We start from the raw sequence: 26,051 nt of genomic DNA on the forward strand, positions 1-26,051 counted from the left end.
CTCGCGCTGCGGCCGCTGGTCGACGGGTCGGCCGGCCCGGTCACGCTCGGCCTCCGCCCGGCACGTTGCCGGCGTTCTGCCGGCGTTGCGGGTGCTGCACCACCCGCAATGCCCGGGAAGGGCCCGCAAGGAGGAGGCCGGCCCGCCCCGCGGGGCGCGGTGCCGACCGGTACCCGGCCGGTGAGCCAGCACGGCGGAGGCGGGCCGGGAAAGGGGCCCCGTGGCTCTAGGGTGTGCGCCGCGTCACGACCGGCGGCAGCGCGGCCGCCGGCACGCCCGTCCACGAGGAGGACGTCGAGTGGAGCGATTCTGCGAGGGCCGGGTGGCCGTCGTGACCGGAGCGGGTCGCGGCCTCGGCCGGTCGCACGCGCTGGAGCTGGCCCGGCGCGGCGCCCGGGTGGTCGTCGACGACCTGGGCGGCGGCCCGGACGGCACCGGCGCCGACCCGGCCGTGGCCGAGGCGGTCGCCGCCGAGATCCGGGCCGCCGGCGGCGAGGCCGTGGCCGGCGGGCACGACGTCGCGGACTCCGACGGGGCCCGCGATCTGGTGCAGCTGGCCCTCGACGCGTTCGGCCGCCTCGACGTCCTGGTGTGCAACGCCGGCGTCCTGCGCGACCGCACCCTGGCCGGGATGAGCGACGAGGACTGGGACACCGTCGTCCGGGTGCACCTGCGCGGCACCTTCGCGCCGTCCCGGGCGGCCGCCGCGCACTGGCGGGACCGGGCGAAGGCCACCGGAGCCGGCGTCGACGGCCGGCTGATCTGCACCACGTCGCCGGTGGGGCTGTACGGCAACTTCGGGCAGACCAACTACATCGCCGCCAAGGGCGGGATCGCCTCGTTCACCCTCGGCGCCGCGCAGGAGCTGGCCCGCTACGGCGTCACGGTCAACACCATCGCGCCCACGGCCGCCACCCGGCTGACCGCGGGCCTCATGTCCGACGACGTGGCCGCGCAGTTCGACCCCGCCTTCGTCTCCCCGCTCGTGTCCTGGCTGGCCGGGCCGGGCGGTGCCTCGGTGACCGGCCGGGTGTTCGACCTCCGCGGCAACCGGCTGGCGCTGGTCGAGTCGTGGCGGATCGGCGCCGAGGTGCTGCGCGACGAGCCCTGGGACGCCGCGGAGCTGGACGACGTGGTGGCCGGGTTGGTCGGCAAGGCCGCGCCCAACCCCGACCTCAGCGGCTACGTGCAGCCGGGAGCGAACTGAGATGCCGCTGAACCTCGATGCCGTCGGCCAGGAGTGGGACGCGGGCACCAGCACCTGGACGTCGAAGGACGCCCTGCTGTACGCGCTCGGGGTCGGCGCCGGCGCGCCCGACCCCCTCGCGGAGCTGGAGTTCACCACCGAGAACTCGCACGGCGTGGCGCAGCGGGTGCTGCCGACCTTCGCCGTCGTGGCCGGCGGCTGGACCGGGACCGGGCAGGCCGGCCCCTCCCTCGGCGACTTCCCGATCCAGGCGATCCTGCACGCCGAGCAGTCGATCACGCTGCACGGCGAGCTCCCGGCCGAGGGCGGCGTCCGCCTGACCTCGAGCGTCGCCGGGATGTACGACAAGGGCCGCGACGCGCTCATCGTGACCCGCAGCCGCGCGCGGGACGCCGCCACCGGCGCCCCGCTGTACGAGACGTCGGCGACGATCTTCGTGCGCGGCGAGGGCGGCTTCGGCGGCGACCGCGGCCCGAGCACGCCGTGGGCGGTGCCCGACCGGCCCGCCGACACCGTGGTCACCTACCCGACCCGCACCGACCAGGCGCTGCTCTACCGGCTCTCCGGCGACCGCAACCCGCTGCACTCCGACCCGTGGCTGGCCCGCCAGGCAGGCTTCGACCGGCCGATCCTGCACGGGCTGTGCACCTACGGGTTCACCGGCCGGGCGCTGCTGCACACCGTCTGCGGCTCCGACCCCGCCCGGTTCGGCGGCATGTCGGTCCGCTTCTCCGCGCCGGTGTTCCCCGGCCAGGAGCTGGCGGTGCACGTGTGGGAGACCGACGGCGGCTGCCTGTTCCAGACACGGGTGGGCGACACCGTCGTCCTCGACCGCGGCCGGCTGACGGTGCGCTCCTGATGGCGCGCGTCGGGATCGTCGGGACCGGGGCGATGGGCCGCCCGGTCGTCGACCGGCTGCTGGCCGCCGGCCACGCGGTGGCCGCCCACGTCCGCCGGCCCGAGGCGGCCGAGGAGCTCCGCGCCGCCGGGGTCGAGGTCGTCGCCGGCCTGCCGGAGCTCGGGCGGGACCGGGACGTCGTCCTCGTCTACGTCTACAGCGACGAGCAGGCGCGCGAGGTGACGCTGGACAGCGGGCTGCTCGACGCGCTGGCCCCCGAGGCGCTGGTCGTCGTCCACACCACCGGCAGCCCGCGCACGGTCGAGGCCATCGCGCAGCGGCACCCCGCCGTGGTCGACGCCGCGGCCAGCGGCGGGCCGGCGCAGGTCGCCGCCGGCACGCTGACGTTTTCCTCGGCGGGGACCCCGAGCACGTCGAGCGGTTCCGCCCGGTCCTGGGGTCCTACGCGGCGCACGCGGTGCACTTCGGCCCGCTGGGCTCCGGGCAGCGGGTGAAGCTGATCAACAACCTGCTGTTCGGCGCGCACGTCCAGCTGGCGATCGAGGCCGCGCGGATCGCCGGGTCGTTCGGCCTGGACGCCGGACTGCTGGCGCGCACGCTGCACACCGGCAGCGGGCAGAGCTACGCCCTGGACCTGGTCGCCGCGACGGGCTCGGCGCAGGCGCTGCTGGAGGGCGCCGGGCCGTACGTGCGCAAGGACGTCCGCGTGGCCGACCGGGTGGCCGCCGACCTGGGCGTCCCGCTCGGGACCATCGGCGCGGCCACCCGCCCCCTGCTCGACCCCTGACCTGCGCGGAGGAGATCCGTGGGGGTCACGCCGACGGATCTCCTCCGCGCAGGTCAGGAGGTCAACACCGCCCAGCCGCCGGCCGGCAGGGACACCCGGTCGCCGTCCAGCCCGGCATCCCCGGCCAGCACGCTGCGCGCCCCGGGCGCGCGCAGCGTCACCGGCCGCGCCGCGGTGGAGAGGACGACGAGCAGCCGGCCGCCCCCGCCCGACGACGCGTAGACCAGCGCCTCGTTGGCGACGTCGAGCACCTCGGTGCGGGCGGCGTGCAGCCAGGGGTGGCGGCGGCGCAGGCCGAGCAGCTCCTGGTGCCGGGCGAAGGTGGGCAGCCCCAGCGGGGAGAGCCCGGCCGGGTCGGCCGGGAACGGCGGGCGGACGGCGTCGTCCCCGCCGGCGCGGTCCTCCTTGACCCCGCGGAAGGCGTGCTCGTCGCCGGCGTAGACGGCCGGGGTGCCGGCGACGGTGGCGAGCACCACGAGGGCGTGGTCGAGGCGCGCCGGGTTCGTGAGGCGGCTGGCGATGCGGGTGACGTCGTGGTTGCCGAGGAAGGTGTAGGGGACGAACCGCTGCACGAACCCGTCGTGCCGGCGCAGCGCGTGCGCGAGCTCTGCAGGTTGGCGTCGTTGAGCGAGCTCCAGACGGCCTTCCACAGCTCGTACTGGGTGACCGAGTCCAGTCCGCTCTCGGCGACGACCCGCGGGTAGTCGCCGTGGATGACCTCGCCCATGAGGTAGGCGCCGGGGTGCCGTTCGCGCACCCGCCGCGCCACCTGCGCCCAGAACGACGTGGGGACGGCGTACGCGGCGTCCAGCCGCCAGCCGGCGGCGCCGCGGTCGAGCCAGTGGCACATCACCTCGGTCACGAGGTCGACGACAGCGGGGCTGCCGTGGTCGAGGGCCACGAGGGAGGAGTGACCCTCGAAGTCGTCGTACTCCGGTTCCACTCCCGGCCGCCACGCCTCGGGCCCGCCGGGCCAGCGCAGCCGGAACCACGAGGCGGTGGGCGCCGACGGGCCCTGCTCGAGCACCGCCCGGAAGGCCGGGTGACCGCGGCCGACGTGGTTGAAGACGCCGTCCAGCAGCACCCGGACGCCGCGGTCGGCGGCCGCGGCGAGGAGCGCGTCGAGGTCGGCGTCGTCGCCCAGGCGAGGGTCGACCCGCCGGTGGTCGGTGGTGTCGTAGCCGTGCGTCTGCGACTCGAAGACCGGGCCGAGCGCGAGGCCGTTGGCCCCCAGCTGCGTGACGTGCTCCAGCCAGGCGGTCAGCTGCCCGAGCCGGTGGACGACGGGCGCGGCGGGGTCGCGCTCCCGCTCGGCGCCGACGAACCCCAGCGGATAGACGTGCCACCAGATGACGTGCTCGACCCAGTCCGGTTCCGTGCCCACACCACCCAGCCTGGCATCCGGGTGGCAGGCCGTGCCTCCGGGCGATGCGGTCGCGCCGTTCATGTCGGAGGGCCGCGAGATGGTGACCCGGTGCCGCACCTCGACCTCCGGCGTCCCGCACACGCCTACTTCTTCGGCTTCGCCCAGACCGATGGCTGCCTCTACGCGGGCCGAGGTCAGAAGGGGCGCTTCTCGATCGAGCTGTCCGTGCGGGACGAGAGCGTGCTCCATTCGTTCGCCGCGCTGTTCGACGTGTACTCGCGGGTGTCGTACCGCGAGCGCAGGACCAACTTCGGGCCACATCGCTCGGCCGTGTGGTCGGTGTCCGACCTCGCCTTCCGACGCGAGCTGGTCGATCTGGGCCTGCCGAGCGGGCGCAAGGCGGGGACGGTGGCGCCACCGGCGTGCCCGGTCAGCCTCCCGGACTACGCGCGGGGTCTCCTCGACGGTGACGGCAGCGTGGGATTCACGCGCACCGGCCTCCCGTTCGTCAGCTTCGTCACCGCCAGCCGGCCTCTGGCCGAGTTCTTCTGCGCCCAGGCGCTGGCGGTGGCCGGGGTCCACCGGACGATCGGACGGAACACGCGCGACGGCGTCTTCAACCCGATGGTGGCGGGTGATCCCGCTGCCCCCTTCGCGGCCTGGCTGTATCCGGACGGGTGCCTCGCGCTGGAGCGGAAGCAGGAGGCGGCCGCACGCGTGGCCGCGTGGACGAGGCCCGCGGGCATGCGGGCGCGCCCGGCCTTCGGTGCGCGCCGGTGGACGGCAGCCGAGGACGCTGACGTGTTCATCGGCTCGATCCGAGAGGCCGCCGGCCGGCTCGGTCGGAGCGAGAAGTCCGTGACCATACGTCGGGTCCGTCTGCGGAAGGCGGGTTCAGCGAGGTCGCCTGGCGTCCGCGTCGAGGAGTAGCCGAGCCCGGAGGATCCGGCGGGCCTCCTACCGTGGGCGCGTGCCGGAGCCGCTGCACGACCTGCCGCACATCGACGAGCACGCCGTCGACGTCGCCACGCCGACGGAGGTCACCTGGGCGGCGGTGCTCGCCGCGCTGCACGACACCTTCACCGGGCCCGCCGCCCGGTCGGTGGCCCGGGTGCTGGGCTGCGCCCCGGCCACGACGACCGGCCCCGACCTCCCGCGCCCCGGAGCCGCCGTCCCGGGCTTCCGCGTCATCACCGCCGAGGAGCCGCGGCTGCTGGTGCTCGCCGGCCGGCACCGGTTCTCCCGGTACGGGATCGTCGTCCGGCTCGACCCGGCCGGCAGCGGCACGCGGGTGCGGCTGGAGAGCCGGGCGGCGTTCCCCGGTCCGCACGGGACGCTGTACCGGCTGGCCGTGGTCGGCACCGGGGGGCACGTCGTCGCGGTGCGCCGGCTGCTGGCCGGCGTCCGGAGGGCCGCGGGGGCGACGTCGTCCTAGGGTCCGCGGCATGGCGGAACACGAGCTGCGGACGGTCCTGACGGGTGGCGGCTTCTTCGAGGGCCCGCGCTGGCACGACGGCACCTGGTGGGTGTCGGACTTCTACCGGCACACGGTCAGCCGGGTGACTCCCGACGGCGAGGAGACCGTCCTGTTCGAGGTGGAGCACCAGCCGTCCGGGATGGGCTGGCTGCCCGACGGGTCGCTCGTCGTCGTCTCCATGAAGGACCACCGGCTGCTGCGCTGGGCCGACGGCGCGCTGACCGTCCACGCCGACCTCACCGAGCACTGCGGCGGGCACCTCAACGACCTGGTCGTCGACGCGCAGGGGCGGGTGTACGTCGGCGACTTCGGGTTCGACCTGATGGCCGGCGGCGACGCGCGCACCACCACGCTCAAGCGGGTCGACCCCGACGGCTCGGTGCACGTGGTCGCCGACGGGCTGCTGTTCCCCAACGGCTCGGTCATCACCCCGGACGGCACGCTGGTGGTCGGCGAGACCCTGGCCAACCGCTACACCGCCTTCGACCTCGGCGCGGACGGCGAGCTGACCAACCGGCGGGTGTGGGCGGCGCTGGGCCCCGAGGTCGCGCTGGGGTCCACCGAGGAGGTGCTCGGGCAGCTGACCGTCGCCCCGGATGGCTGCGCGCTCGACGCCGAGGGACACGTCTGGTCGGCCGACGCGATCGGCGGGCGGGTCGCGCGGATCGAGCCGGGCGGGTCGATCGTCGAGTCGGTGGCCGCGCCCGACGGGCTCGGCGTGTACGCCTGCATGCTCGGCGGGGAGGACGGGCGGACGCTGCTGATGTGCTGCGCGCCGGACTTCTACGAGCACAACCGGGCGCCGGTGCGGGAGGCCGTGCTGCTGGCGACCGAGGTCGGCGTGGCGCACGCGGGCCGGCCGTGAGGCGCGCACCACACGTGTGACGCATCCCCTCCCCGGCCGGGCCCTTGGACCCGGTCGGGGAGGGCGAGGCGTCCCTAGCGTCTGCGCCACCGACGAGACGGAGGCGCCCGTTGACCGCTGTCCAGCACCCCCCGACGCAGACGCCCACCCCCACTCCCCCCGAGCCGGACGACGTCCCCCCGGCCCGCCCCCGCGGCACCGGCGCAGCCGTGGCCGGCACCCGCGCGGTGGCCGACGAGTCCGTGCGGCTGAGCCGGGAGCTCGCCGCGATCGCGCTCGGCCTGGAGCGGGAGCTCACCGGCGGCCCGGCCGACCCGCGCTTCGCCGACCCGGCCTGGCGCGACCACCCCGGGTACCGCCGGCTCGGCCAGGGCTACCTGGCGTGGTCGGCGTCCCTGGACCGGCTGGTCGACCGGTACGAGGCCTCCGGCGCCGGCTGGCGGGAGGTCGAGCGGGCCCGGTTCGCGGTGCGCGCCCTGGCCGCCGCCGCCGCTCCGACCAACACGCTGGCCGGCAACCCGGCGGCGCTCAAGCGGGCGGTGGAGACCGGCGGCGCCAGCGTCGTCCGCGGGCTGGGCCGGATGCTGTCGGACCTACGGTCCAACGGCGGGCTGCCCGCGCTGAGCGACCCGGCCGCGTTCGCCGTCGGGCGGAACCTGGCGACCACCCCCGGCGCCGTCGTCTACCGGGACGACGTCATGGAGGTCATCCAGTACGCGCCGGCGACGCCCGAGGTGCACGCGCGGCCGCTCCTCGTCATCCCCCCGATCATCAACCGCTACTACTTCCTCGACCTCCGGGCCGGCCGCAGCTTCGTCGAGCACGCCGTCGCGCAGGGCTTCCAGACGTTCGTCGTCAGCTGGCGCAACCCCGGCAAGGCACAGGCGCACTGGGACCTCGACACCTACACCGAGCGCCTGCGGCGGGCCGTCGCGGTCCTGCGCCAGGTGACCGGCTCGCCCGACGTCAACACCGTCGGGTTCTGCGCCGGCGGGATCCTGCAGACCCTGCTGCTCAACCACCTGGCCGCGATGGACGACACGTCCGTGCACAGCGCCGCCTACGGCGTGACGCTGCTGGACTTCGCCGAGCGCGCCCCGCTCGGCGCCTTCGCCGGGCGGTGGGTGACCGGCCTGTCGGCGCGGCTGTCGCGGGCGCGCGGCGTGCTCGGCGGGACGTCGCTGGGCTCGGTGTTCAGCCTCATGAAGCCCGAGGACCTGGTCTTCGGCGGCCTGCGGTCGCAGTGGCTGCAGGGTGAGCCGGTGCCGGCGTTCGACGTCCTGGCCTGGAACTCCGACCCGACGAACCTCCCGGCCAAGGTGCACGGGCAGTTCCTCGAGATCTTCCGGGAGAACGCGCTGGTGCAGCCCGGCGGACTCACCGTGCTCGGCACACGCGTGGACCTCGGGGAGATCACCGTGCCGACGTTCGTGACCGGCGCGGTGACCGATCACCTGACGCCGTGGCGCGGCTGCTACCGGACGACGCGGCTGCTGTCGGGCCCGAGCACCTTCGTGCTGAGCAACGGCGGGCACATCCAGAGCCTGATCAACCCGCCGGGCAACCCGAAGGCCAGGCACTGGGTGGGCGGCGAGGCGGTGGCCGACCCCGAGGAGTGGCGGGCCGGCGCGGAGGAGCGCGCCGGCAGCTGGTGGGAGACCTGGGCGGAGTGGACGGCGGTGCGCTCGGGGCCGCGGGTGCCGGCGCCGGCCGCACTCGGCAGCGAGCGGCACCCGGTGCTCTGCGCGGCCCCCGGCCTGTACGTGCTGGACCTCGCGCCGGCCTGACACGCGGACGACCCCCGCCCGGCGGCGTGCCGGGCGGGGGTCGGACACGCCGCTACTGCAGGCTGACGGTGACACCACCCGAGAAGGACGAGTCGTGGAGCTCGATCGACGTGGGCACGGTGCCGGCCGGGACGTCGAACACGACCTTGCTGACGACCATGTTGCCCGGGTTGATCTCCTCGTACAGCGACGACGAGTCGTCCAGGTAGATGGCCGCCTCGGTGTCGGCGCTGAACTCCTGGCCCTGGGCGTTGAAGAGAGACGTGTTCTCCCCGAAGAAGCTCTGCGGCTCGTTCCCGATGTTGGACACGGTCAGGTCGACGACGCAGAACGTGCCCTGCGCGGTCGTGCTCATGTACTGGCTGCCGATCTCGGTGCGGCTGCAGTCGATGCCCTGGACGACGAACTCGAACTTCCCGTCGCGCGCCGGCTGACCGATCGTCGCGTCCGCGTTCACGGCAGGCGCCGAGTCGCCCGCGCCACCGGCCGCGCCACCGTTCGCCGACGTGCCACCGGAGTCCCCCGAGCCTCCGGCGCTCTGGCTGGCGATGACCGCGATGACGGCGATCGCCGCCACCACGAGGAACCAGGCCTTCTTGTAGAAGGGCTTCTTGGCCGGCGCCGGCGCCGCATAGGGCGGCTGGGGAGCCTGCAACTGCTGAGTCATGGCGGTCTTCCTCGCTGCGTCGATGAGTCCTGCAGAGACGACAAGGCGTCCTTGCGCGTCTGAGCTCTCATCGGCGCACCGAGCCGGAACGGGACCCCATCCACGGGGTACCGGAACCAACTAGCCCCAGCGGGCTCAACGGCCTCATGGACCTCCCCGGGGAGCAGACAGCCAGCGACCCCCGCCCGGCGGCTGCCGGGCAGGGGTCGTCGTGCGTTCGGGCTGGGGTCAGCGGACGGCGCCGCGTCCCCCTCCGGCCCCTCCGCCGCGCTTCTTGTTCTGGTCGCCGAACTTGGCCACCATCTGCTTGATCTTCTCCTGGTTGTGCGGCTTGCGGGCCTCCTGCACCAGCTTGGCGGCAACGCCTGAGGCGATCAGCTTCCGGATCATCCCGGCCATGTCTTCCTCCTCCAGTCGGGTCGGTTCACGTCGTCGTTGCCCCGTCGTTGCCCGCTCGACCGGTGGGTCAACCCCGGGCATTTCCGTCGACGCCCCGCCAACGCCCGGCGACGCTGCGTGGTGCCATGCCGCGGCGATTCGATTACACCGGACGATGCGACATGGGTCGCGACCCGGAGCGGCGGCGGGACGGCGTCCGCGCTGCTCAACGCCCGCACGGGCGGTTCCGACACGCCCGAGCTCGGGGTGGGACGGCCGTGGCGTGTCCGGCTGCGGGCCGCGCTGCCGGGGGTCGAGGGCCGCCCTAGCGTCATGCCGTCCGTCGAGGCCCCTACCCGTCGCTGATCAGCTGGCGACACTCGGCGGACCCGCCGAACCGGGCGCCGCGACGAAGCGCCGCCCGGACCGGGGACCCACCGAACCAGTGGGGTGAAGCGCTGTGCCGGGACGACGACGTCCCGGGACAGGCCGGGCGATTCCTGCGTCCGAACCCGTCAGCTAACCCGGTAGGCGGAACACGGAGACCCAAGGAGAACCCGTCGTCCATGACGACTACTCGCACGTCCTCGCGCCGTCTGCCCCGTTCCGTCAAGGGGGCCGCGATCGCCCTGGTCGCCGGTGCGGGCTTCGCCCTCACCCCCACTGCGGCCGCCGCCTCGGTGCCCGCCTCCGTCCCCGCCGCAGTGCCTGCCGCGGTGCCGGCGGCCGTTCCGACGGCCGTCCCGTCCTTCGCCCCGACCCCGGCGGCCCAGGTCGCCGTCGACACGGCGCTGGCCCAGGTCGGCAAGCCCTACCGGTGGGGTGGTGGCGGGCCGTCGAGCTTCGACTGCTCGGGCCTGGTCAAGTACTCGTACGCGGCCGCGGGCATCAACCTGCCGCACTCGTCGCGGATGCAGTCCCAGATCGGCCTGCCGATCAGCCTGTGGGACATGCAGCCCGGTGACCTGCTGTTCTTCTACAGCCCCGTCGGCCACGTCGGCATGTACGTCGGCAACGGGATGATGGTCCACTCCTCCACGTACGGGAAGCCCGTCTCCGTGGTGTGGGCCGGCTCGGTGCCCGGTTACGTCGGATCGGCCCGCCCCGCCTGGTGAGGATCCCTCGGCACCCCGGTCGCCGCGCTGCGACCGGGGCTCCGAGGCGCTCAGCCGCTCAGCCGCAGGGGGAATGCGGCCGGTCCGTGGGAGCCAGGGAGAACACGGCCTCCGGATCCCGCGGCCACGAGGCGAGGAACAGGTAGCCGAAGCGGGTGTTCAGGTGGGCCTCAGGGCCGGCCTCGGCCACCGCGCGGGCCAGCTCCCCGGGAGCGTGGTTGGCGAAGCCGACGACCTCGTCGCCGTCGGCGAGGGTGACCACCCCGTCGTGGACGCCGAGCACGAACACCGACCGCCACTCCGACAGCGCCCCGGTGTGGCACAGCAGGATCGTGGCGCGGTGCGGCGTGTGGCCGGCGGTCCTGCGCGTGCAGGTCGTCCCGACCGTCGGAGCGGGGCTGGGTTGCGGGTCGACGCTGGTCACGGTTCCTCCCCCGGGCGGCGCGGCGTTGCGGCCCTCTCCTCCCCTCCATCGACCGGACCACGCACCGGGGACCCCGGGCACCACGACGACGGGTGACCGCCCTCCCCCGGCCGGGTGGCCGTGCGGGCCGGAGCTCACGCTGAGCGACGCGACACCGGTGCGATGCCGCCTCAGAGCGCGATGCCGCGTTCCTGCAGGTGCGCGGCGACGTGCGGCGGCAGGTCGACGTCCACCAGGAGCTCCCCGACGTTGTAGAACGACCCGCGCCGCTCTCGGGCGGCGACGATCGCCGCGGCGTGCGAGCGGTCGATCGTGCACACCTGCTCGATGACCGCGGCCGGAGCGGTGTTGACGTCGACCAGCCCGCCGTCGTCGTACCCGCGGCCGAGATCGGGCCGGCCGATGCCCAGGTCCCGGGCCAGCGCCGGATCGCGGCCGGCGAGCTCGCGCGCCTCCTCCCGCCGGGCGCGCGCCGCCAGCGCCCCCGCCAGCACGCGGTCGGAGTGCGAGGGCAGCTCGCCGGGGCGGCCGTACACCTCCCGGCGCAGCGGGCGCAGCTGCAGGCAGGCCGCGACGACGACGGCCACGGCCGAGACGGCGAGGACGCCGTTCACCGCCGCGGCGCCGCTGCCGACCGGCTCCCCGCTCGCGTCCCGCGGGATCAGCGACGTCAGGGCGACGAGCGCGGCCCCCAGGGCGGTGTAGAGGACGGCGGAGCGGAGGACCGGCGGGCGGCGCAGCCGGTGCCAGGCGTGCCAGAACGGCGCCGCGGCGAACAGACCCACCGTGCCCACCGCGACCACGTAGTACCAGCCCCCGCGCAGGAAGCGCTCGGACGTCGACGGCGCGGGACCGCCTGACTGGGTCACGGAAGCCACTCCCTGGTCGGTCGGACGGGATGCGCGGAGCGCGACGACCGGGTGCGCGCTCGCCGGTTCCGCGCCGGCCGGGGCGGACGCCGGCCGTGGCGGACGTCGCGGACCCGGCGGCGCCAGTATGCGCACGCCGGCGGCCCGCCGAGGGCAGGCTCGCGGCTGCGATGCCGGCCGCGGTGCCGACTGCGGTGCCGGCGCTTCGTGAACGTGACGTGAAACGCAGAAAGCCGGACGCAGTAAGAACTTGTACCCAGTTCAGGTTCAGGTCTACCTTGCCGCCCATGCGGAGATCGACGGGTGCGGCGGACGCGCAGCACTGCCCCATCTCCGCCGTCATGGGCCTGCGGGAGCGCAAGAAGCTCGCGGCCTGGCGCACCATCCGCGCGACCGCGCTGCGACTGATCGACGAGCGCGGCTACGACGCGGTGAGCGTCGAGGACATCGCCGCCGAGGCCGGGGTGTCCCGGACGACGTTCTTCAGCTACTTCCCCAGCAAGGAAGCCGTCGTCTTCGACCTCGACCCCGACGAGGTACGCCAGTGGCGGAATCTGCTGGAGAACTGTCGTACCGACACGCCACTCTGGGACGCGCTGACCGACATCGCGCTGGGCCTGGCGCGACTCCTGGCCGAGCGGCTGCCCCTGCAGAAGCGGCTGCTCGAGCAGTCGCCGGGGTTGTGCCGGTCGGCGCGCGGTACCTGTGACGGCTTCGAGCCCGAGCTGCGCGAGTGGCTCGCCCGGCGCCGTCCGGAGGCCGACGACGTGCGGACCGCACTGGTCCTGAACACCGCGATGGCCGCGTTCACCACGGCGGCCGACGCGTGGCAGCCCGATCAGCCCTACGACCGCTTCCTCGAGCTCCTGGAGGACTGCCTGCGCTGGGCCGGCGCAGGACTCGCCCGGAGCTAGCACCACCGCACGGCTTCACGGCCCGGCACTGACCCGCCGGGCGCACCACCGCACGGGACGACGCATCCCCGGCCGTCCCGCCCACCGCACCACTCCCGGTAGCACTGCGCCCTGCGCAGGAAGGACGGCTCCACCCATGTCCCAAGAAGGCCTCATCGTCCCGCCCGTGGGCGTCGAGCCCGACGAACGGCCCCCGGCTCCTCCCGCCCAGGGCCCGGACCCCAAGCGCTGGCTCGCGCTCGCGGTCATCGCGGTCGCCCAGCTCATGATCATCCTCGACGCGTCGATCGTGAACATCGCGCTGCCCGACGCCGCCGCGGACCTCGGCATCTCCCAGGCGAACCTGCAGTGGGTGGTCACCGCCTACACGCTGGCCTTTGGCGGGCTGCTGCTCCTCGGCGGCCGGATCGCCGACTTTATGGGCCGCAAGCGGGCGTTCATCATCGCCCTGATCGGCTTCGCCGTCGCCTCCGGGCTGGGCGGGATCGCGCCCAACGAGGCGCTGCTCTACGTCGCGCGGGCCGGCCAGGGCGCCTTCGCCGCGCTGATGGCGCCGGCGGCGCTGTCGCTGCTGACCATCACGTTCACCGACCCGAAGGAGCGGGCGAAGGCGTTCGGCGTCTTCGGCGCGATCTCCGGCGGTGGCGCGGCCATCGGCCTCATCCTGGGCGGCGTCCTCACCGAGTACGCCTCCTGGCGCTGGACGCTGGGCGTGAACGTGCCGATCGCGCTGGCCGCGGCCGTGGCCGCCGTCCCGCTGGTCAAGGAGAGCCGCGCCGAGGGCGACCGGCACTTCGACATCCCCGGCGTGCTGCTGTCGGCGGTCGGTCTGGTCAGCCTCGTGTACGGGTTCACCAAGGCCGCCGAGGAGGGCGTCGGCTGGGGCGACCCGCTGACGATCACGCTGCTCGTCGTCGCCGCCGTCCTGCTGACCGCCTTCGCCGTCTGGGAGACCCGCACCAGCCACCCGCTGCTGCCCACGCGGGTGATCCTGGACCGGGTCCGCGGTGGCTCCTACCTGCTGTTCCTGCTGGTCGGCGCCGGACTGTTCGCGATGTTCCTGTTCCTGACGCTGTACTTCCAGGAGACGCTGGGCTACACCCCGCTCGAGGCCGGCTGGGCGTTCCTGCCCTTCAGCGGCGGCATCATCCTGGGCGCGGGCGTCGTGTCGCAGCTGCTGCCCAGGGTCGGGCCGCGGCCGCTGATGCTCGTCGGTCTGGTCATGGCCGTCGTCGGCATGTTCTCGCTGACGCGGATCGAGGCGGGCGCCGACAGCTCCTACGCCACCCAGGTGCTGCCGGCGATGCTGCTGCTGAGCCTGGGCCTGGCGGCGGTGTTCGTCCCGACGGCCAGCACCGCGCTGGTCGGCGTCGAGCCGCGCGACTCCGGCATCGCCTCGGCCGTGCTCAACACCGCCCAGCAGGTCGGCGGGTCGCTGGGCCTGGCGATCCTGACGACGATCTTCTCCTCGTCGGTGACCGGGTGGTTCGCGGACAAGGGGGCCCGGCTGGCCACCGATCCGGCCTTCGCCGCCACGGCCGAGGCCGAGGCGATGGTCAGCGGTTACCACACGGCGTTCCTGGCGGCCGCCGGCATCCTGGCCGTCGCCCTCGTCGTGGCGTTCGCGCTGATCAACGCCAAGAAGGAGGACCTGCCGGCCGAGGGCGCGATCGCGGCCTGACCGGTCCCCTCCCCGGCCTAGCGGCGCCGGTGGTCTCGCGACCACCGGCGCCGTTCGGCATCCGGCGCTTCCGGATCGCGGCGCGCGGGTGCACGCTGGTCTCACCGGGGACGTCGACCGGAGGGGGGGGTCGTCGATGACGACGACCGAGATCCGCGGGCCGAGGAAGATCGAGGACGCGGCCATCGAGCACGTGGTCGAGCTGGAACGCGCGGAGGGCCGGCGGGCCGCCGTGGTGGAGGGCGCCGATGGGGTGGTGAGCGGCGACCGGGTGATCGCGGTCAAGGCGTGCGGGGGCACCTCGTGCGGCGCCGAGCTGCTGCTGGAGTGCAGCCAGTTCGTGGCCGCCCGGGACGACCCCGAGCTCTCGTGGCTGTACCTGGTCGAGAACGTCGCCCAGGGCGACCCCGCGGCGTTCCGGGTGATCCGGATCGGCGGGCAGCGGCTGCAGGAGCTGCTCGAGCACGCCCGGGAGCGGCGCTACTGGACGGTGCCGGTCCCTGATCGGATGTACGCCGAGTTCGGAGACACCTCGACCTGAGGCGTCCGGGCTACGGTCCGCTGGTGACCGGGCTGCTGGTGACCGTGAACGCCTCCGCCGGGACGGCGGACGACGACGCGGTGGCCGCTGCGCTGGCCGAGCTGCGGGCCGGGGCCGACGTCGAGGTCGTCGAGACCTCCGACGCCGACGAGCTGGTGACCGGCATCCGGGCGCACCCCGGGCGGCGGCTGGTGGCGATCGGCGGCGACGGCTCGGTGCACGCTGCGGTGCGGGCGCTCGACCGGGCCGGAGCCCTGGACCCCGCGCTGCCGCTGGGGATCATCGCCCGCGGGACCGGCAACGACCTGGCCGGCTCGCTGGGCCTGCCGCGCGACCCGGTGGAGGGCGCGCGGGTGGTGTGCCGCGGCCGGGTGCGCCCGCTGGACCTGGTGCGCGACGACGCCGGCGGCATCGTGGTCAACGCCGTGCACGCCGGGGTGGGTGCGCGGGCCGGGACGCTGGCGATGCACGTCAAGCCCGCGCTGGGAACGGCGTCCTTCCCGCTGGGCGCGGTGGCCGCCGGGGTGTCGACGCCGGGTGCCGGGCTGCGGGTGGAGGTGGACGGGCGGGTGGTGACCTCCGGCGAGTGGGCCGCCGACGGGACGACGGGCGTGCTGATGGTCGCCGTCTGCAACGGGCCGACGATCGCCGGCGGCCGGCCGCTGGCGCCCGATGCCGCGCCGGACGACGGGCTGGCCGACGTCGTCGTGGTGACCGCGACCGGGCCGGTCGCGCGGACGGCGTTCGGGCTGGCGCTGCTGCGCGGCGACCACCTCGCGCGCGCCGACGTGACGGTGACCCGCGGCCGCACGGTCTCCTACTCCGGCCCGCCGGTGGACGTCGACGCCGACGGGGAGATCACCGAGGACGTACCCGCGCGGACGTGGACGGTGCACGGGCACGCGTGGTCGGTGACCGTCCGGGACTGAGTGCTGCCGGACGCCGACTGCCGCCTGGTCAGCGGCGGTCGAGGTCCCGCAGCCGGATGATCTCCTCCGGCGGCAGGTCGACACCGCTGGCCTCGACACGGCGCTGCACCCGCGCCCAGAAGTCGGTGGCGTCCGCCGCCTCCGGCACCCCGCCGTTCGGCTCGTTCCGCACGTCGTCCGGCATGGGTCCCAGGGTTGCGGGGTCTCGCCGGACCGGCAAGCGATTACTGCTCCCAGGCCGACCGTTCACCGGCGTCAGGACTCGCGCGGATGGGGCCGTGGCCGATGGACTCCTGGCCGGCCTCGCGGCGAGGCGTCGAACCGGCGGTGGTGCGACGCGGGCGGGCGACGACGGCCCTACTCCGTCGAGATGGTGGGGAAGCGCCTACCGGAGCCGGCGCCGGGCGGCCGACCGCGTGTGCAGCCGCGCCGCGGTCGGGACGCCGACGGTCGCGGCGAGGTCCACGTCCGGCGATCCCCGGAGCGGGTCGGGAACCGGCGGCAGGTCGAGCGGCACCGCCGCCGTGGTCACCACGGTGGACGTCGCCACCGGCGTGCAAGCGTGCCCGTTGCGGCCGATCACCTCGACCGGCCGGCGGCGGTCGATGCGCACCAGCGCCTCGCCGCAGGCGGGGTGGCCGCGCCGTCCGTCCACGACGACCTCGTCGGCGTCCTCGAAGCACCAGCCGACGACGACGCTCGAGCCCGGGCGCACGAGGTCGTGGCTGACCGACAACGCGCGCAGCACCGGCGCCCGGCCGACCGGGCCGTCCTCGCCGGCGCGGACGCCGTGCCGGCAGGTGTCGACCGGCGGTTGGGCCGGCCCGGTGGGGCGCTCCGAACGCCCGGCGTCAGCCGTGCGCCCGTCGCGACCCCACCGTCTCCGGAACATCTCTCCCCCGACCCGCGGTCTCCGCCGCACGAGCGCCCCCGTGCCGCTCCGCGCCTCGACCGACCCGACCATCGTTACCCTCCGTCATCTCGCTGGGAAACCCCCTCACCCGAACGGAGTCGGAGACCGGGCGCTGGTCACCTCGGGTTCTCACCCGGCAGGCTGAGCCGGTGACGCACTCCGGCGGTCCCGAATGGCCGCGCCCGGCCGGCGCGGGCCCGGTGGTGGCGCTGGGCAAGCTGGTCGCCGACCAGGTGCTGGAGTTGTCCGGGCCGCTGGTGGTGGGCGGGCAGCAGCGGGTGGTGCGGACGACGTCGGCCGGCGGGGCGGCGGCCAACGTGGCGGCGGGGCTGGCGCGGGTGGGGGTGCCGGCGCGACTGGCGGGCTGGGCCGGGGCGGACCCGGTGGCCGACGGCCTGCTGGCCGAGCTGGCGGCGCGGGGTGTCGAGCCGGCGGTGGTGCGACGGGGCCGGGCGCCGCTGACGACGGTCCTGGTGCACCCCGACGCCGAGCGGACGATGCTCACCGACCGCGGCGAGGGCGGGCTGGAGGTGGGCGACGTGGCCCGGGCGTGGGTGGCCGACGCCGCCGTCCTCCACCTGGACGGCTACGACCTGCTGCGCTCGCCGCGGGCGCTGGCGACGGCGGCCGCGCTGGCGCGGGAGGCCGGGGTCCCGGTCAGCGCCGACGTCGCCGCGGCGACCCGGATCGCCAAGCACGGCGTCGAGGAGTACGTCGAGCTGCTGGCCGCGCTGCAGGCGGACCTGCTGTTCTGCAACGCGGACGAGGCCCGGGTGCTGGAGCTGGACGACTCGCTACCGGCGTGGGCGCCGGAACTCGTGCTGGTGCACGCGGGCGCCCGACCGACGCGGGTGGTCACCCGGACGGGCCGGTGGGAGGTGCCGGTGCCGCCGGTGCCCGCGCTCCGGGACACCACCGGCTGCGGGGACGCCGTCGCCGCCGGGGTACTCGCCGGCTGGCGGGCCGGGGTGCCGGTACTGGAGGCGGTGGAGGACGGACACGCGGCGGCCGCGCTGGTCGCCGGCGTGGTCGGCGCCCAGCCGCCGGCGTGAACCGGCCCGGGCCTCAGCGGGTGCGGGCGTCCGGGCGCGGGTCCGGCTTGGGCTGCGAGGGGCGGAACCCGGCGTCGAAGCGCTGGGTGGGCTCGAGGTTCGCGTCGTCGGGGTGGGCATGCCGCCCGGCGCGGGGCAGCGCGAACTCCGCCGTCTCGTCGAGCAGGTGCTTGGCCACGAACGCCGTCCTTCCGTAGTCGGTCGCATACGCAGGGTACGTAACGCCGAGCGCCCGGAGCGACCCCTCGGTCAGTGCAGCACGTCACACGCCGAGGTCGACGTGCGCCAGGTCGGTCACCCGAGGGCTGTATGACTGCTCCATGGCTTCCATCCACCGCTCGCACCGGGTCGCCGGGGCGCTCGTCGGCTCGGCCGTCGGCGACGCGCTGGGCGCGCCGTTCGAGTTCGGCCCGGCCGGGGCGTTCAGCGCCCGCTTCCCGCAGCCGGCCCGGGGTGCGAAGACGGAGATGTGCGGCGGCGGGTCGCTGGGCTGGGCGCCGGGCGAGTTCACCGACGACACCCAGATGGCGCTGCTCGTCGCCCAGTCGCTGGTCGAGCGCGAGGGCCTGGACGAGGCCGACGTCTTCGCCCGCTTCCGCGGCTGGGCCGCAGCCGACCCGCCGGACGTCGGCAACCAGACCCGCGCCGTCCTCGGCTCCGGCCGACCGTGGGACGCCGCCGCCGCCGAGCACTTCGCCCGCTCCGGGCATGCGGCCGGCAACGGCTCGCTGATGCGCACGACGCCCGCGGCCATCCGGTTCGCGCGCGCGGGCACGGCCGCGACCGTGGACGCCGCCCGCCGCATCTCCGCACTCACCCACGGCGACCCGTCGGCCGGTGAGGGCTGCGCCGTCTTCCACGAACTGATCCGCGTGGCACTCGACGGCGGCGACCCGCTGGCCGCCGTCCCCGCCGCCCTCGACCTGGTCTCGCCCGAGCACCGCGACCGCTGGGCCACCGTGCTCGCGCCGGACTGGACACCGGACCAGGCCACCGAACGCAACGGCGCGGTCTGGCCCACCCTCGGCCAGGCCGTGTGGGCGCTGCGCACCGGCCGCGACTTCGCCCAGGTGCTGCGCCTGGTCATCGACCTCGGTGGCGACACCGACACCGTCGCCTGCGTCGCCGGCGGGCTGGCCGGCGCCGTGCACGGGATGGGCGCCATCCCCAGCCGCTGGGCATCGGCCGTGCACGGCCGCATCCCCGGCTCCGGCGACACGGTGTGGCGGCTGGCCGACCTGCAGCAGCTCGCCGCCGCACTCGACTCCGGCGTGCAGCAGAACTACGACCCCGGCGTCATCCCCCGCATCGGCCCCACCGAGGTCCTGCCCGGCATCTGGGCCGGCAACCTCGACGGCGCCCGCCACAGCGATCCCGACTTCGCCGTCATCTCCCTGTGCCGGCTCGGCGAACCCTTCCCGCACCCGGTCCACCGGCTGGCCTACATCGCCGACAACGAGCACAACGCCGACCTCGACGTCATGCTCGCCGACGTCCTCGACGACATGCAGGCCCTGCTCGACGAGGGCCACCGCATCCTCGTGCACTGCCACGGCGGCGCCTCCCGCACCGGGCTCGTGCTGCGCGGCTACCTCGTCCGCGAACAGGGCATGTCGGTGCAGCAGGCCACCGCGCACGTCGCCGAGCGCTGGCCGCACCTCGGCCTGTGGAACGCCAGCTTCACCGCCGCGCTGGAGCGCCTGGCCGCGCGCTGACGGGCGCGACGCGCCCGGGCCTTGCCGCGAGAAGCCGCCCGCCGCGACGCTGGGCACCGTGGAACCGCTGACGGCGGAGGACCGGGCCATCCTGGCGCTGGAGCGGCCCGGGCTGGTCGGGCACACCTGCAAGGTCGTCCGCCTCGCCGGCTCCGCGCCCACGCCGGCGGAGCGGCGTGCCGCCGTCGGCCTTCGGCTGCCCGAGGCCCCGCGGCTGACCTGGCGGCTGGCCGGCCCGGCCGACGCCCCGGCGTGGGAACCGGCGGCGGTCGACCTGGACGCGCACGTCGTCGGCGCGCCGGCCCGGGCGCCGCTCACCGGCGAGGAGCTGCGCGCTGCGGTCGAGCGCCTGTTCGTCCAGCCCCTCGACCGCCGCCGGCCGCTGTGGCGGATGGACCTCGTCGGGCCGCTGGCCGACGGCGGCGCGGCGCTGGTCTGGCGGATCCACCACGCGCTCGCCGACGGGACGACGGCGCTGCGCCTGGCCCAGCAGGTGCTGTGGGACCCGCGCCCGGCCGGCGACGGCGTCGACCCGCCCCACCACCCGCCGGGGCGGCCCGCCGAACGGGCGGACGACGCCCTCCGGCGGCAGCTGGCCCGGCTGGTGCGCGACGAGCTCGCGCCCGGGCTGCGCCGCTCGCCGTTCGACCGGCGGATCGGCGACGCGCGGACGGCGGCGTGGGCGGTGGTTCCGCTGGCCGGGGTGCGCGAGGCCGCGCGGGCGCTGGCGGGGGCGACCGTGAACGACGCCGTCCTCGCCGTGGTGGCCGGCGGGCTGCGGCGCTGGCTGCTCGCCCGGCACGGCCCCGTCCACGACCTGCGTGTCAAGGTGCCGGTGAGCCTGCACACCGACGGGGATGCCGCGGGCAACCACGACTCGTTCTTCCGCGTGGGGCTGCCGCTCGGCGAGCCGGACCCGGTCGCCCGGCTGGCGGCCGTCCGCACGCAGACGGCGCAGCGCAAGCAGCACCACGACGCCGAGGACCTGGCCGGGCTGAAGAACCGGCTGGCCCGGACCTCGCCGCGGCTGGCGGCCTGGTCGGCGCGGCTGCAGCGCAGCGGGCGCACCTTCGCGCTGAACGTCTCCAACGTCCGCGGGCCGGCCGCCGAGGTCAGCGTGCTCGGCGCGCAGGTGGCGGCGATCCACCCCCTGGTCGAGGTGGCGCCGCACCACGCGCTGCGGGTGGCCGTGGTCTCCCTCGCCGACCGGCTGTGCTTCGGCTTCGTCGCCGACCCGGCCGCGGTCGGCGACCTGGACCTGCTCGCCGCGTCGGTCGAGGCCGAGGCGGGTGACCTCGTCGCCGCGGGGCTCGCGTGATCCCGGCCGGGGAGCGGCCGCCGCGCCGACCGGTTACTCGGTGCGGTCCTGCGGGGCCGGCGGGGCGGGCTTGGGCCGCTCGCGGAAGCCCGGGTCGAAGCGCTGGGTGGCCTCGGGCTCCTGCGTCTCGTCGTCGTCCTCGGCCGCGTGCCGCCCCGGCCGGGGCATCTTGAACTCGGCCGTCTCGTCGTTCAGGTGCCTCGCCACGATGGGTCCTCCCCCTGGTCGGTGGCTCCAGCGTACGGATCGTCGGGCGCCCGGGCCGGAGCCGGTCGGCCGGAGCCGATGGGCAGGGTGATGCAGGACGGCGCCGCGCTGTCGTGGGCGATGCGGTGGGTGACGGCGACCCCGTGGGTGGCCTCGCCCGGGAGCTCGCCGGTGCCGAGGTTGCGGGCGTAGCGCGGATGGGCGCCGCCGGAGACCTGCAGCCGCAGCCGGGAACCGGCGGCGAAGCGGTGCGCGGTGTCGGGCAGGGTCGCCTCGACCACCCGCTCCCCCGCCACCGGCTCTTCACCGGGCGCCGGGTCGAGCCGCACCAGCCGGTCGGTGACGTTGACCGACCGGCCGCGCGGGTCGACGTCGCACAGCCGCAGGAACACGTCGCAGTACGGGTTGTCCGAGGTCAGGTGCAGCCGGACGGTGGCGCCGCCGAGCAGCTCGACCGGCGCGGGCAGCGGTGCGGTGGTGAAGGTGCGGACGTCGGCTCGGCTCTCCAGCCGGCGGTTGTCGCGGCGCCCGGCGATGCGGGCGAGCACCCGGCCGCCGACCGACGGGGTGGGGTCCATCGGGTCGTACCGGAAGGTGGTGGGCACGCTGCGCTGGACGGGGACGGCGTCGGTCAGCCGCCCGGCCGGCGCGAGGTACCAGCTGCGGTCGACCCGGCCGGCCGGCGGCCAGTCGGGCATGCCGCGCCACCCGCCGCCGCCGGTGACGTAGACGCGCACCCGGTCGGGCCGCTCCGGTGCCGGCGGCGCGCCCCGGACCGGGAGGTGGCCGGCCAGCCAGGCCAGGCCCTCGGTCGTGGTGGCGGCGAGGTCGAGGCCGAGGTGGGCCCAGGGGCCGACGGTCAGCGCGACGTCGACGCCGCGGTCGCGCAGCGCGGCGTACTGGTACAGCGTCTGCTCCAGGAACCAGTCCTGCCAGCCGCCGATGAGCAGCGCGGGCACGGTCGAGGTGTGCACGGCCGGGGTGGCGCGGTAGCGGTCCCAGTAGGGGTCGGCGAGGTCGGGGTGGGCCAGCCACTCGTCGAACCACGGGGCCGGGGTGCCGCCGAAGCGCTCGGCCAGGCCCTGCAGCGGCAGCCGGTGCAGGTGCGGGGCCAGCCGCCGCTCCGCCGTCATCAGCCGGACGGCGCCGCGGACGGTGCCGAAGCGCTCCTGGTGGGCGATCAGCTCGGTCCAGGTGGCGAGGTTGAGCAGCTGGAACGCGCCGTCGACCAGGCCGCCGGCAGCCAGGTCGTGCGGGCCGACGATCAGCACCATCGCCTTGAGCTCCGGTGGCGGGTCCAGCGCCAGCGCCCACTGCGTGTAGGCCAGGTAGCTCTGGCCGAGCATCCCCAGCCGGCCGTCGAACCAGGGCTGGTCGCGCAGCCAGGCGACGGTGTCCTGCCCGTCGTGCTCCTCGTTGACCACCGGGGTGAACTCGCCGCCGGAGCCGTAGGTGCCGCGCACGCTCTGCAGCACCACCGCGTAGCCGCGGGCGGCGTGCGGCAGCGCCATCCCGACCCCGGAGGCCGGCCCGCGGCCGTAGGGGCTGCGCAGCAGCAGGGCGGGGTGCGGGCCGTCGGCGGCCGGCAGGTAGACGTCGGCCCTGAGGACGGCGCCGTCGCGCATCGGCACCTCGACGTCGCGCAGCACCCGCACGGGCCCGGTCGGCGCCGGGAGCCGCCAGCGGCGGGTCAGCGCGGCGCCGGCGAGCCGGGCGGCGCGCGAGGGCGGCCGGCCGGGCGGGAGGGCGGGGACGTCGGGCGGGGGCACGGACCCTCCTTCGCGGTCGGGACGGCGATGCCGGCGACCTTAGGCCGCGGTCCTGACGTTCCGCGTCGAGCGCGTCCCCGCTCACGGCCCGCGGCTCCGCCGGGGTCGTCGGCGCGGGCGCCGGTGTCGCGCCGGCGGGCGAGCGGGGATGCTGGCCGGGTGCCGTCCGCCCCGCAGGTCCCCTCGCGCGCCCTGCTCGTCACCGAGCCGGCCCGGGCGGGCCTGGACCTGGCGGCCCTGGTGGCCGCGTCTCCCGTGCTGGCCACCGCGCTGCGCGGGGACGGCCACCCGGCGATGGTGCTGCCCGGGCTGATGACCGGCGATCCCGCGACGCTGCTGCTGCGGACGGCGCTGCGGACCCTGGACCACAACGTGTCCGGCTGGGCGCTGGGGATCAACCGCGGCCCCACGGGGCGGGTCGTGGAGCGGCTGCGCGAGCAGCTCCACCGGCTGCGCCGGGAGTCCGGGCAGCGGGTCAGCCTGGTCGGCTGGAGCCTCGGCGGCCTGTACGCGCAGGAGCTGGCCAGGTCGGCGCCGGGCAGCGTCCGGCAGCTGATCACCCTCGGCACCCCGGTGGTGCGCTGGCCCCGGTGGGTCCGTTCGGCCTCCGGACTCCTCGACGCGGGGCCGGGCGGCTCGCGCTGGACCGCACCGGCGCCCCGGCCGTGGGCGGAGAAGGGGTCGCTGCGGGTGCCGGTGACCTCGGTCTACACCCGGGCCGACGGCATCGTGCACTGGTCGGCCTGCCAGTACGAGCTGCGGGACCGGCGGCAGAACGTCGAGGTCCGCGGCAGCCACCTGGGCCTGGCCTGCAACCCGGCGGTGCTCTACCTGCTCGCCGACCGGCTGGGCCGGCCGGAGGACGCCTGGGCGCCGTTCCGCCCGCCGCTGACGCTGCGGCCGTTCTTCCCGCGCCGCGGCTGAGCGTGGGCCTGCCCTTCCGCTGTTCGGCCGCGGCGTCCCCGCTCACCCGTCGCGGTCCGCGTACAGCCTCGCGCACTCGGCACAGCGACCCGCGCCGACGTCGTCGAACATCTCCGGGCCGTGGGGGCGCCGGCAGGTGCGGCACCACCCCACCGCACCGCTCATGCCACTCCCCGTGTCCCCGCCGTCCCTTGACGGTGGAGGCGTAGCGCGGTAACGACCACCGATAGGAACCCGGACCGGTGTCCGGTCGGTTCACCGGATCGAGTGGCGTTGCGTTCAGGTGCCGGGCGGCGGAGGGCGATAGGCCTCGGCACGGTGGGCGATGCGGACGACGAGCACTGTGCGCGCGTGCTCGTCAATCTCGACGAGCACCCGGTAGTCACCGCGGCGAGCGCTGCGCAGCCCCGCGAACTCACCCACCAGCGGCTTGCTCATCCGCTGGGGGTTCTCCGGTAGAACCGCCGTGATGAACTCGACCACGGCGACGGCCGCTCGCGGGGGCAGCCGGCTCAGCTGCCTGCGCGCGACCGACGCGATGCGGACCTCGTAGGAGGCAGTCACTCGGGCAGGCCGTGCTCCGCGCGCAACTGGGCCGCAGATGCGGCCTGCCCCTCCGACATCTCCTGCCGCGCCCGCGCGATGTCGTCCCGAGCGCCGGGCTGCGAGAGCCAGAAGATCGTCTCGTGCAGCGAATCGAGGTCCGCCTTGGCCATGAGCACCGCAGCCTCACGGCCGTGCCTGGTGATGGTCACGATCTCGTGCGTGGTCTCCGCCGCCTCGACGAGGGCGGAGAGCTTGTCCTTCGCCTCGCTGAGCGGCACCGTCGTCATGGCTGCAGTCTAGCCCAACTTCTAGCCGGAAGGACGGCATCGTCACCCCGGCGTGCGCCCACGCTGTCCGGTATTCCCGTGGCTGATCGGCCAGAGAGACAAGGGGCGGTCCCCTGCCGGGCGAGCTCGCGGGCCTTGGTCAAGGCGGCGCCGGTGAACGGCTTTGCGGCGGTACTTGCCGTCGACGCCTTGGAGCTCAAGCAGCCGACGAGGACGACGTCCGCCACCGACCCTGACGAGCAGGAGAGGGCTGCGCCGGCGAAAGGGCCGACAGCCTTGCCGGCGGCGTCGACGGAACGGCCGACATCCACTCCGAGCCGCCGTAGCGGCGGTACTCCCCGCGCCCGATTCGCTCCAGCAACGTGCCCCCCCACGGAACGGGTTGCTCGCGTTGTCGGCATTGGCGGTGGCGTACTGGATATGGGTGCCGACCGACGACTCCTCGACGTCGGGCCGGGCCCGCCGGACCCAGTTCAGCAACGCGGCACGGCTGAAGGGCTCGGGCAGCGCCTCGGACGCCTGCCGGACGAGGTCCCCGATCGTGTCGGTCATACGCGGCTGGATCGGGCTGCGAGCTGGTCACGCAGCTCATCTGGCGTCAGGATCGGGTCCGCACTGCGGTGCAGCATGACGTGACAATTGGCGCAGACCGGCCGCAAGTCCCGGATTGGGTCAACCTGGTATTCGGCGCCGCGGACATGGAGCGGCTCGATGTGATGCACGTGCGCGTACTCATGGCCGATGTCGCCATATACCTGCTCGAAGTCAAAACCGCACACCCCGCAGGTGTAGCCGTAGTGGTCAAGGCACCGGCGACGGGCCACGGGATTGCGCTCATAGCGCGTGGTCTTGACATCCTGGCGAGATCCTTCGAACAGCACGACGTTCTCGAGGACCGCTTCAGGAGCAGGAACCTCACCCGCCAGTGTCCGTTCATGCCACAACGCCTCAAGCCGAGCGGCGACTTCAGCGGGGACTGTTCGACCTGACGAATACACAGTCCGCCAGCCGAACTGCGGCGCTGCCGCCTCGAGTTCAGCAACCGTGATCATCCGGTCAAGCGGCAGGAATTCAGACCACATGATGTCCACGTACCAGCGGTCCTGTCGTCTCCAGACCAGTGCTCGCCCTCGTAGGGCGGGCACTGGATGGCGCCGATACCTACCAGGCCACGGCCTGCGTCTCCTTGTCTGAGCAGGAAGGCACGATCCCCTCGGTCAATGCCGTGACGGCGCTGCGCGACGCTCCACGGCTCGTCGACGAGCTCGCCGGCCTGCGTTCGCTCCACCCATTCGTCGTAGGCGTCGGTGATCCAGCCGGCGGGGTTCCATGTGAGGAGGATCGTTGCCATTAGAGGCTCTTCGCAGTTGAGGGTGTAGATCGGGCTGGCGCGTCGGTCCCGGGATAGACGTCGAGGCCTCCCGAGGATGGAAGTTCTCACACTGCCCATCCGG

At 75.1% G+C, this 26,051-nt stretch carries 31 protein-coding genes, 1 pseudogene and 1 riboswitch; of the genes and pseudogenes, 16 read left to right on the plus strand and 16 right to left on the minus strand.

The window, feature by feature from the left end:
• Positions 1 to 298 precede the first annotated feature (298 nt).
• From ACK586_RS12420 to ACK586_RS12435, 4 genes are read left to right on the plus strand one after another with little or no spacing between them, the layout of a single operon-like run.
• Entirely contained in the window at positions 299 to 1,207 is a 909-nt protein-coding gene (locus ACK586_RS12420) for an SDR family NAD(P)-dependent oxidoreductase (RefSeq protein ID WP_409330795.1), read from the plus strand.
• A 1-nt stretch (position 1,208) separates the two neighbouring features.
• A complete protein-coding gene (locus ACK586_RS12425; protein WP_409330796.1) occupies positions 1,209 to 2,066 on the plus strand; it encodes a MaoC family dehydratase in 858 nt (285 codons plus the stop codon).
• Complete coding sequence (locus tag ACK586_RS12430) at positions 2,066 to 2,560, plus strand: NAD(P)-binding domain-containing protein (RefSeq protein WP_409330797.1); 495 nt, start codon at positions 2,066 to 2,068, stop codon at positions 2,558 to 2,560. Before ACK586_RS12425 ends, ACK586_RS12430 begins: the two co-directional genes overlap by 1 nt.
• Positions 2,524 to 2,853: an NAD-binding protein gene (locus tag ACK586_RS12435; RefSeq protein WP_409330798.1), complete on the plus strand. Its 330-nt coding sequence runs from the start codon at positions 2,524 to 2,526 to the stop codon at positions 2,851 to 2,853. The genes ACK586_RS12430 and ACK586_RS12435 overlap by 37 nt, the downstream gene beginning before the upstream one ends.
• Before the next feature lie 53 nt (positions 2,854 to 2,906).
• Here the strand turns inward: ACK586_RS12435 and ACK586_RS12440 are convergent, their stop codons facing one another.
• Both ACK586_RS12440 and ACK586_RS12445 read right to left on the minus strand, forming a co-directional pair.
• Positions 2,907 to 3,503: an alpha-amylase family glycosyl hydrolase gene (locus tag ACK586_RS12440; protein WP_409330799.1), complete on the minus strand. Its 597-nt coding sequence runs from the start codon at positions 3,501 to 3,503 to the stop codon at positions 2,907 to 2,909.
• Positions 3,504 to 3,535: 32 nt separating this feature from the next.
• Positions 3,536 to 4,540 (minus strand): annotated as a pseudogene (locus tag ACK586_RS12445) (alpha-amylase family glycosyl hydrolase); the annotation flags it as partial.
• Between the two features lie 649 nt (positions 4,541 to 5,189).
• Between ACK586_RS12445 and ACK586_RS12450 the strand changes: the two are divergent.
• The 3 genes from ACK586_RS12450 to ACK586_RS12460 all read left to right on the plus strand — a co-directional run bounded on the left by ACK586_RS12450 (position 5,190) and on the right by ACK586_RS12460 (position 8,348).
• Complete coding sequence (locus ACK586_RS12450) at positions 5,190 to 5,654, plus strand: hypothetical protein (RefSeq protein ID WP_409330800.1); 465 nt, start codon at positions 5,190 to 5,192, stop codon at positions 5,652 to 5,654.
• 10 nt (positions 5,655 to 5,664) lie between these two features.
• On the plus strand, positions 5,665 to 6,561 hold the full coding sequence (locus ACK586_RS12455) for an SMP-30/gluconolactonase/LRE family protein (protein ID WP_409330801.1): 897 nt from the start codon (positions 5,665 to 5,667) through the stop codon (positions 6,559 to 6,561).
• Between the two features lie 209 nt (positions 6,562 to 6,770).
• Positions 6,771 to 8,348 carry a PHA/PHB synthase family protein gene (locus ACK586_RS12460; RefSeq protein ID WP_409330802.1) on the plus strand — a complete coding sequence of 526 codons (1,578 nt, stop codon included), beginning with the start codon at positions 6,771 to 6,773 and terminating at the stop codon, positions 8,346 to 8,348.
• Positions 8,349 to 8,400: 52 nt separating this feature from the next.
• Here the strand turns inward: ACK586_RS12460 and ACK586_RS12465 are convergent, their stop codons facing one another.
• A complete protein-coding gene (locus tag ACK586_RS12465; protein WP_409330803.1) occupies positions 8,401 to 9,015 on the minus strand; it encodes a DUF4352 domain-containing protein in 615 nt (204 codons plus the stop codon).
• Between the two features lie 228 nt (positions 9,016 to 9,243).
• On the minus strand, positions 9,244 to 9,414 hold the full coding sequence (locus tag ACK586_RS12470) for a hypothetical protein (RefSeq protein ID WP_409330804.1): 171 nt from the start codon (positions 9,412 to 9,414) through the stop codon (positions 9,244 to 9,246).
• A gap of 384 nt (positions 9,415 to 9,798) precedes the next feature.
• Positions 9,799 to 9,942, plus strand: a riboswitch (cyclic di-AMP (ydaO/yuaA leader).
• 17 nt (positions 9,943 to 9,959) lie between these two features.
• Here ACK586_RS12470 and ACK586_RS12475 point away from each other — a divergent pair.
• Positions 9,960 to 10,508 carry an NlpC/P60 family protein gene (locus ACK586_RS12475; protein WP_409330805.1) on the plus strand — a complete coding sequence of 183 codons (549 nt, stop codon included), beginning with the start codon at positions 9,960 to 9,962 and terminating at the stop codon, positions 10,506 to 10,508.
• Positions 10,509 to 10,566: 58 nt separating this feature from the next.
• On the opposite strand, the gene ACK586_RS12480 is transcribed toward ACK586_RS12475, so the two are convergent.
• Positions 10,567 to 10,932: a hypothetical protein gene (locus ACK586_RS12480; protein WP_409330806.1), complete on the minus strand. Its 366-nt coding sequence runs from the start codon at positions 10,930 to 10,932 to the stop codon at positions 10,567 to 10,569.
• A 170-nt stretch (positions 10,933 to 11,102) separates the two neighbouring features.
• Positions 11,103 to 11,801, minus strand: a complete 699-nt coding sequence (locus ACK586_RS12485; protein ID WP_409330807.1) for a ComEA family DNA-binding protein — start codon at positions 11,799 to 11,801, stop codon at positions 11,103 to 11,105.
• Between the two features lie 287 nt (positions 11,802 to 12,088).
• On the opposite strand from ACK586_RS12485, the gene ACK586_RS12490 reads away from it, so the two are divergent.
• The 4 genes from ACK586_RS12490 (at position 12,089) to ACK586_RS12505 (ending at position 15,866) form a co-directional block, all read left to right on the plus strand.
• Complete coding sequence (locus ACK586_RS12490; RefSeq protein WP_409330808.1) at positions 12,089 to 12,715, plus strand: TetR family transcriptional regulator; 627 nt, start codon at positions 12,089 to 12,091, stop codon at positions 12,713 to 12,715.
• Positions 12,716 to 12,851: 136 nt separating this feature from the next.
• Positions 12,852 to 14,396: an MFS transporter gene (locus tag ACK586_RS12495; RefSeq protein ID WP_409330809.1), complete on the plus strand. Its 1,545-nt coding sequence runs from the start codon at positions 12,852 to 12,854 to the stop codon at positions 14,394 to 14,396.
• Between the two features lie 136 nt (positions 14,397 to 14,532).
• Entirely contained in the window at positions 14,533 to 14,937 is a 405-nt protein-coding gene (locus ACK586_RS12500; RefSeq protein ID WP_409330810.1) for a hypothetical protein, read from the plus strand.
• A gap of 23 nt (positions 14,938 to 14,960) precedes the next feature.
• The gene (locus tag ACK586_RS12505) at positions 14,961 to 15,866 is read left to right on the plus strand and encodes a diacylglycerol/lipid kinase family protein (protein ID WP_409330811.1); all 906 of its coding nucleotides are present in this window, start codon (positions 14,961 to 14,963) and stop codon (positions 15,864 to 15,866) included.
• A gap of 28 nt (positions 15,867 to 15,894) precedes the next feature.
• Here the strand turns inward: ACK586_RS12505 and ACK586_RS12510 are convergent, their stop codons facing one another.
• Positions 15,895 to 16,050 carry a hypothetical protein gene (locus tag ACK586_RS12510; protein WP_409330812.1) on the minus strand — a complete coding sequence of 52 codons (156 nt, stop codon included), beginning with the start codon at positions 16,048 to 16,050 and terminating at the stop codon, positions 15,895 to 15,897.
• 201 nt (positions 16,051 to 16,251) lie between these two features.
• Positions 16,252 to 16,758, minus strand: a complete 507-nt coding sequence (locus ACK586_RS12515; protein WP_409330813.1) for a hypothetical protein — start codon at positions 16,756 to 16,758, stop codon at positions 16,252 to 16,254.
• A 170-nt stretch (positions 16,759 to 16,928) separates the two neighbouring features.
• On the opposite strand from ACK586_RS12515, the gene ACK586_RS12520 reads away from it, so the two are divergent.
• Positions 16,929 to 17,831 (plus strand): carbohydrate kinase family protein, encoded by a 903-nt coding sequence (locus ACK586_RS12520; protein ID WP_409330814.1) that lies wholly within the window; start codon positions 16,929 to 16,931, stop codon positions 17,829 to 17,831.
• 13 nt (positions 17,832 to 17,844) lie between these two features.
• On the opposite strand, the gene ACK586_RS12525 is transcribed toward ACK586_RS12520, so the two are convergent.
• Entirely contained in the window at positions 17,845 to 18,009 is a 165-nt protein-coding gene (locus tag ACK586_RS12525) for a hypothetical protein (protein ID WP_409330815.1), read from the minus strand.
• A 142-nt stretch (positions 18,010 to 18,151) separates the two neighbouring features.
• On the opposite strand from ACK586_RS12525, the gene ACK586_RS12530 reads away from it, so the two are divergent.
• Entirely contained in the window at positions 18,152 to 19,546 is a 1,395-nt protein-coding gene (locus tag ACK586_RS12530; RefSeq protein ID WP_409330816.1) for an ADP-ribosylglycohydrolase family protein, read from the plus strand.
• A 58-nt stretch (positions 19,547 to 19,604) separates the two neighbouring features.
• Complete coding sequence (locus ACK586_RS12535) at positions 19,605 to 20,864, plus strand: wax ester/triacylglycerol synthase domain-containing protein (RefSeq protein ID WP_409330817.1); 1,260 nt, start codon at positions 19,605 to 19,607, stop codon at positions 20,862 to 20,864.
• Between the two features lie 33 nt (positions 20,865 to 20,897).
• Here the strand turns inward: ACK586_RS12535 and ACK586_RS12540 are convergent, their stop codons facing one another.
• Positions 20,898 to 21,071: a hypothetical protein gene (locus ACK586_RS12540; protein WP_409330818.1), complete on the minus strand. Its 174-nt coding sequence runs from the start codon at positions 21,069 to 21,071 to the stop codon at positions 20,898 to 20,900.
• Positions 21,056 to 22,840 (minus strand): CocE/NonD family hydrolase, encoded by a 1,785-nt coding sequence (locus tag ACK586_RS12545; RefSeq protein WP_409330819.1) that lies wholly within the window; start codon positions 22,838 to 22,840, stop codon positions 21,056 to 21,058. Before ACK586_RS12545 ends, ACK586_RS12540 begins: the two co-directional genes overlap by 16 nt.
• A gap of 159 nt (positions 22,841 to 22,999) precedes the next feature.
• Here ACK586_RS12545 and ACK586_RS12550 point away from each other — a divergent pair, with 159 nt between their 5' ends.
• On the plus strand, positions 23,000 to 23,764 hold the full coding sequence (locus ACK586_RS12550; protein WP_409330820.1) for an alpha/beta fold hydrolase: 765 nt from the start codon (positions 23,000 to 23,002) through the stop codon (positions 23,762 to 23,764).
• Between the two features lie 279 nt (positions 23,765 to 24,043).
• Here the strand turns inward: ACK586_RS12550 and ACK586_RS12555 are convergent, their stop codons facing one another.
• The 5 genes from ACK586_RS12555 to ACK586_RS12570 are packed head-to-tail and all read right to left on the minus strand — an operon-like array spanning position 24,044 to position 25,948.
• Complete coding sequence (locus ACK586_RS12555) at positions 24,044 to 24,328, minus strand: type II toxin-antitoxin system RelE family toxin (RefSeq protein WP_409330821.1); 285 nt, start codon at positions 24,326 to 24,328, stop codon at positions 24,044 to 24,046.
• Positions 24,325 to 24,597 carry a type II toxin-antitoxin system Phd/YefM family antitoxin gene (locus ACK586_RS12560; RefSeq protein WP_409330822.1) on the minus strand — a complete coding sequence of 91 codons (273 nt, stop codon included), beginning with the start codon at positions 24,595 to 24,597 and terminating at the stop codon, positions 24,325 to 24,327. Before ACK586_RS12560 ends, ACK586_RS12555 begins: the two co-directional genes overlap by 4 nt.
• Positions 24,598 to 24,639: 42 nt before the next feature.
• Positions 24,640 to 25,149 carry a DUF7669 domain-containing protein gene (locus tag ACK586_RS25605; RefSeq protein ID WP_425330378.1) on the minus strand — a complete coding sequence of 170 codons (510 nt, stop codon included), beginning with the start codon at positions 25,147 to 25,149 and terminating at the stop codon, positions 24,640 to 24,642.
• Entirely contained in the window at positions 25,146 to 25,679 is a 534-nt protein-coding gene (locus ACK586_RS12565; RefSeq protein WP_409330826.1) for an HNH endonuclease, read from the minus strand. Before ACK586_RS12565 ends, ACK586_RS25605 begins: the two co-directional genes overlap by 4 nt.
• Positions 25,646 to 25,948: a hypothetical protein gene (locus ACK586_RS12570; RefSeq protein WP_409330823.1), complete on the minus strand. Its 303-nt coding sequence runs from the start codon at positions 25,946 to 25,948 to the stop codon at positions 25,646 to 25,648. The genes ACK586_RS12565 and ACK586_RS12570 overlap by 34 nt, the downstream gene beginning before the upstream one ends.
• Positions 25,949 to 26,051: the final 103 nt, after the last annotated feature.

This window comes from Trujillonella humicola (assembly GCF_046233715.1).
In the GTDB taxonomy this organism is placed as follows: Bacteria; Actinomycetota; Actinomycetes; order Mycobacteriales; family Geodermatophilaceae; genus Trujillonella; species Trujillonella humicola.

Bases quoted from the DNA above. Each gene is read 5' to 3' on its own strand.
- ACK586_RS12425 (WP_409330796.1), top strand. From the start codon at position 1,209: ATGCCGCTGAACCTCGATGCCGTCGGCCAGGAGTGGGACGCGGGCACC.
- ACK586_RS12430 (WP_409330797.1), top strand. From the start codon at position 2,066: ATGGCGCGCGTCGGGATCGTCGGGACCGGGGCGATGGGCCGCCCGGTC.
- ACK586_RS12455 (WP_409330801.1), top strand. From the start codon at position 5,665: ATGGCGGAACACGAGCTGCGGACGGTCCTGACGGGTGGCGGCTTCTTC.
- ACK586_RS12465 (WP_409330803.1), bottom strand. From the start codon at position 9,015: ATGACTCAGCAGTTGCAGGCTCCCCAGCCGCCCTATGCGGCGCCGGCG.
- ACK586_RS12470 (WP_409330804.1), bottom strand. From the start codon at position 9,414: ATGGCCGGGATGATCCGGAAGCTGATCGCCTCAGGCGTTGCCGCCAAG.
- ACK586_RS12475 (WP_409330805.1), top strand. From the start codon at position 9,960: ATGACGACTACTCGCACGTCCTCGCGCCGTCTGCCCCGTTCCGTCAAG.
- ACK586_RS12490 (WP_409330808.1), top strand. From the start codon at position 12,089: ATGCGGAGATCGACGGGTGCGGCGGACGCGCAGCACTGCCCCATCTCC.
- ACK586_RS12495 (WP_409330809.1), top strand. From the start codon at position 12,852: ATGTCCCAAGAAGGCCTCATCGTCCCGCCCGTGGGCGTCGAGCCCGAC.
- ACK586_RS12500 (WP_409330810.1), top strand. From the start codon at position 14,533: ATGACGACGACCGAGATCCGCGGGCCGAGGAAGATCGAGGACGCGGCC.
- ACK586_RS12510 (WP_409330812.1), bottom strand. From the start codon at position 16,050: ATGCCGGACGACGTGCGGAACGAGCCGAACGGCGGGGTGCCGGAGGCG.
- ACK586_RS12515 (WP_409330813.1), bottom strand. From the start codon at position 16,758: ATGTTCCGGAGACGGTGGGGTCGCGACGGGCGCACGGCTGACGCCGGG.
- ACK586_RS12530 (WP_409330816.1), top strand. From the start codon at position 18,152: ATGGCTTCCATCCACCGCTCGCACCGGGTCGCCGGGGCGCTCGTCGGC.
- ACK586_RS12560 (WP_409330822.1), bottom strand. From the start codon at position 24,597: ATGACGACGGTGCCGCTCAGCGAGGCGAAGGACAAGCTCTCCGCCCTC.
- ACK586_RS25605 (WP_425330378.1), bottom strand. From the start codon at position 25,149: ATGACCGACACGATCGGGGACCTCGTCCGGCAGGCGTCCGAGGCGCTG.
- ACK586_RS12565 (WP_409330826.1), bottom strand. From the start codon at position 25,679: ATGTGGTCTGAATTCCTGCCGCTTGACCGGATGATCACGGTTGCTGAA.
- ACK586_RS12570 (WP_409330823.1), bottom strand. From the start codon at position 25,948: ATGGCAACGATCCTCCTCACATGGAACCCCGCCGGCTGGATCACCGAC.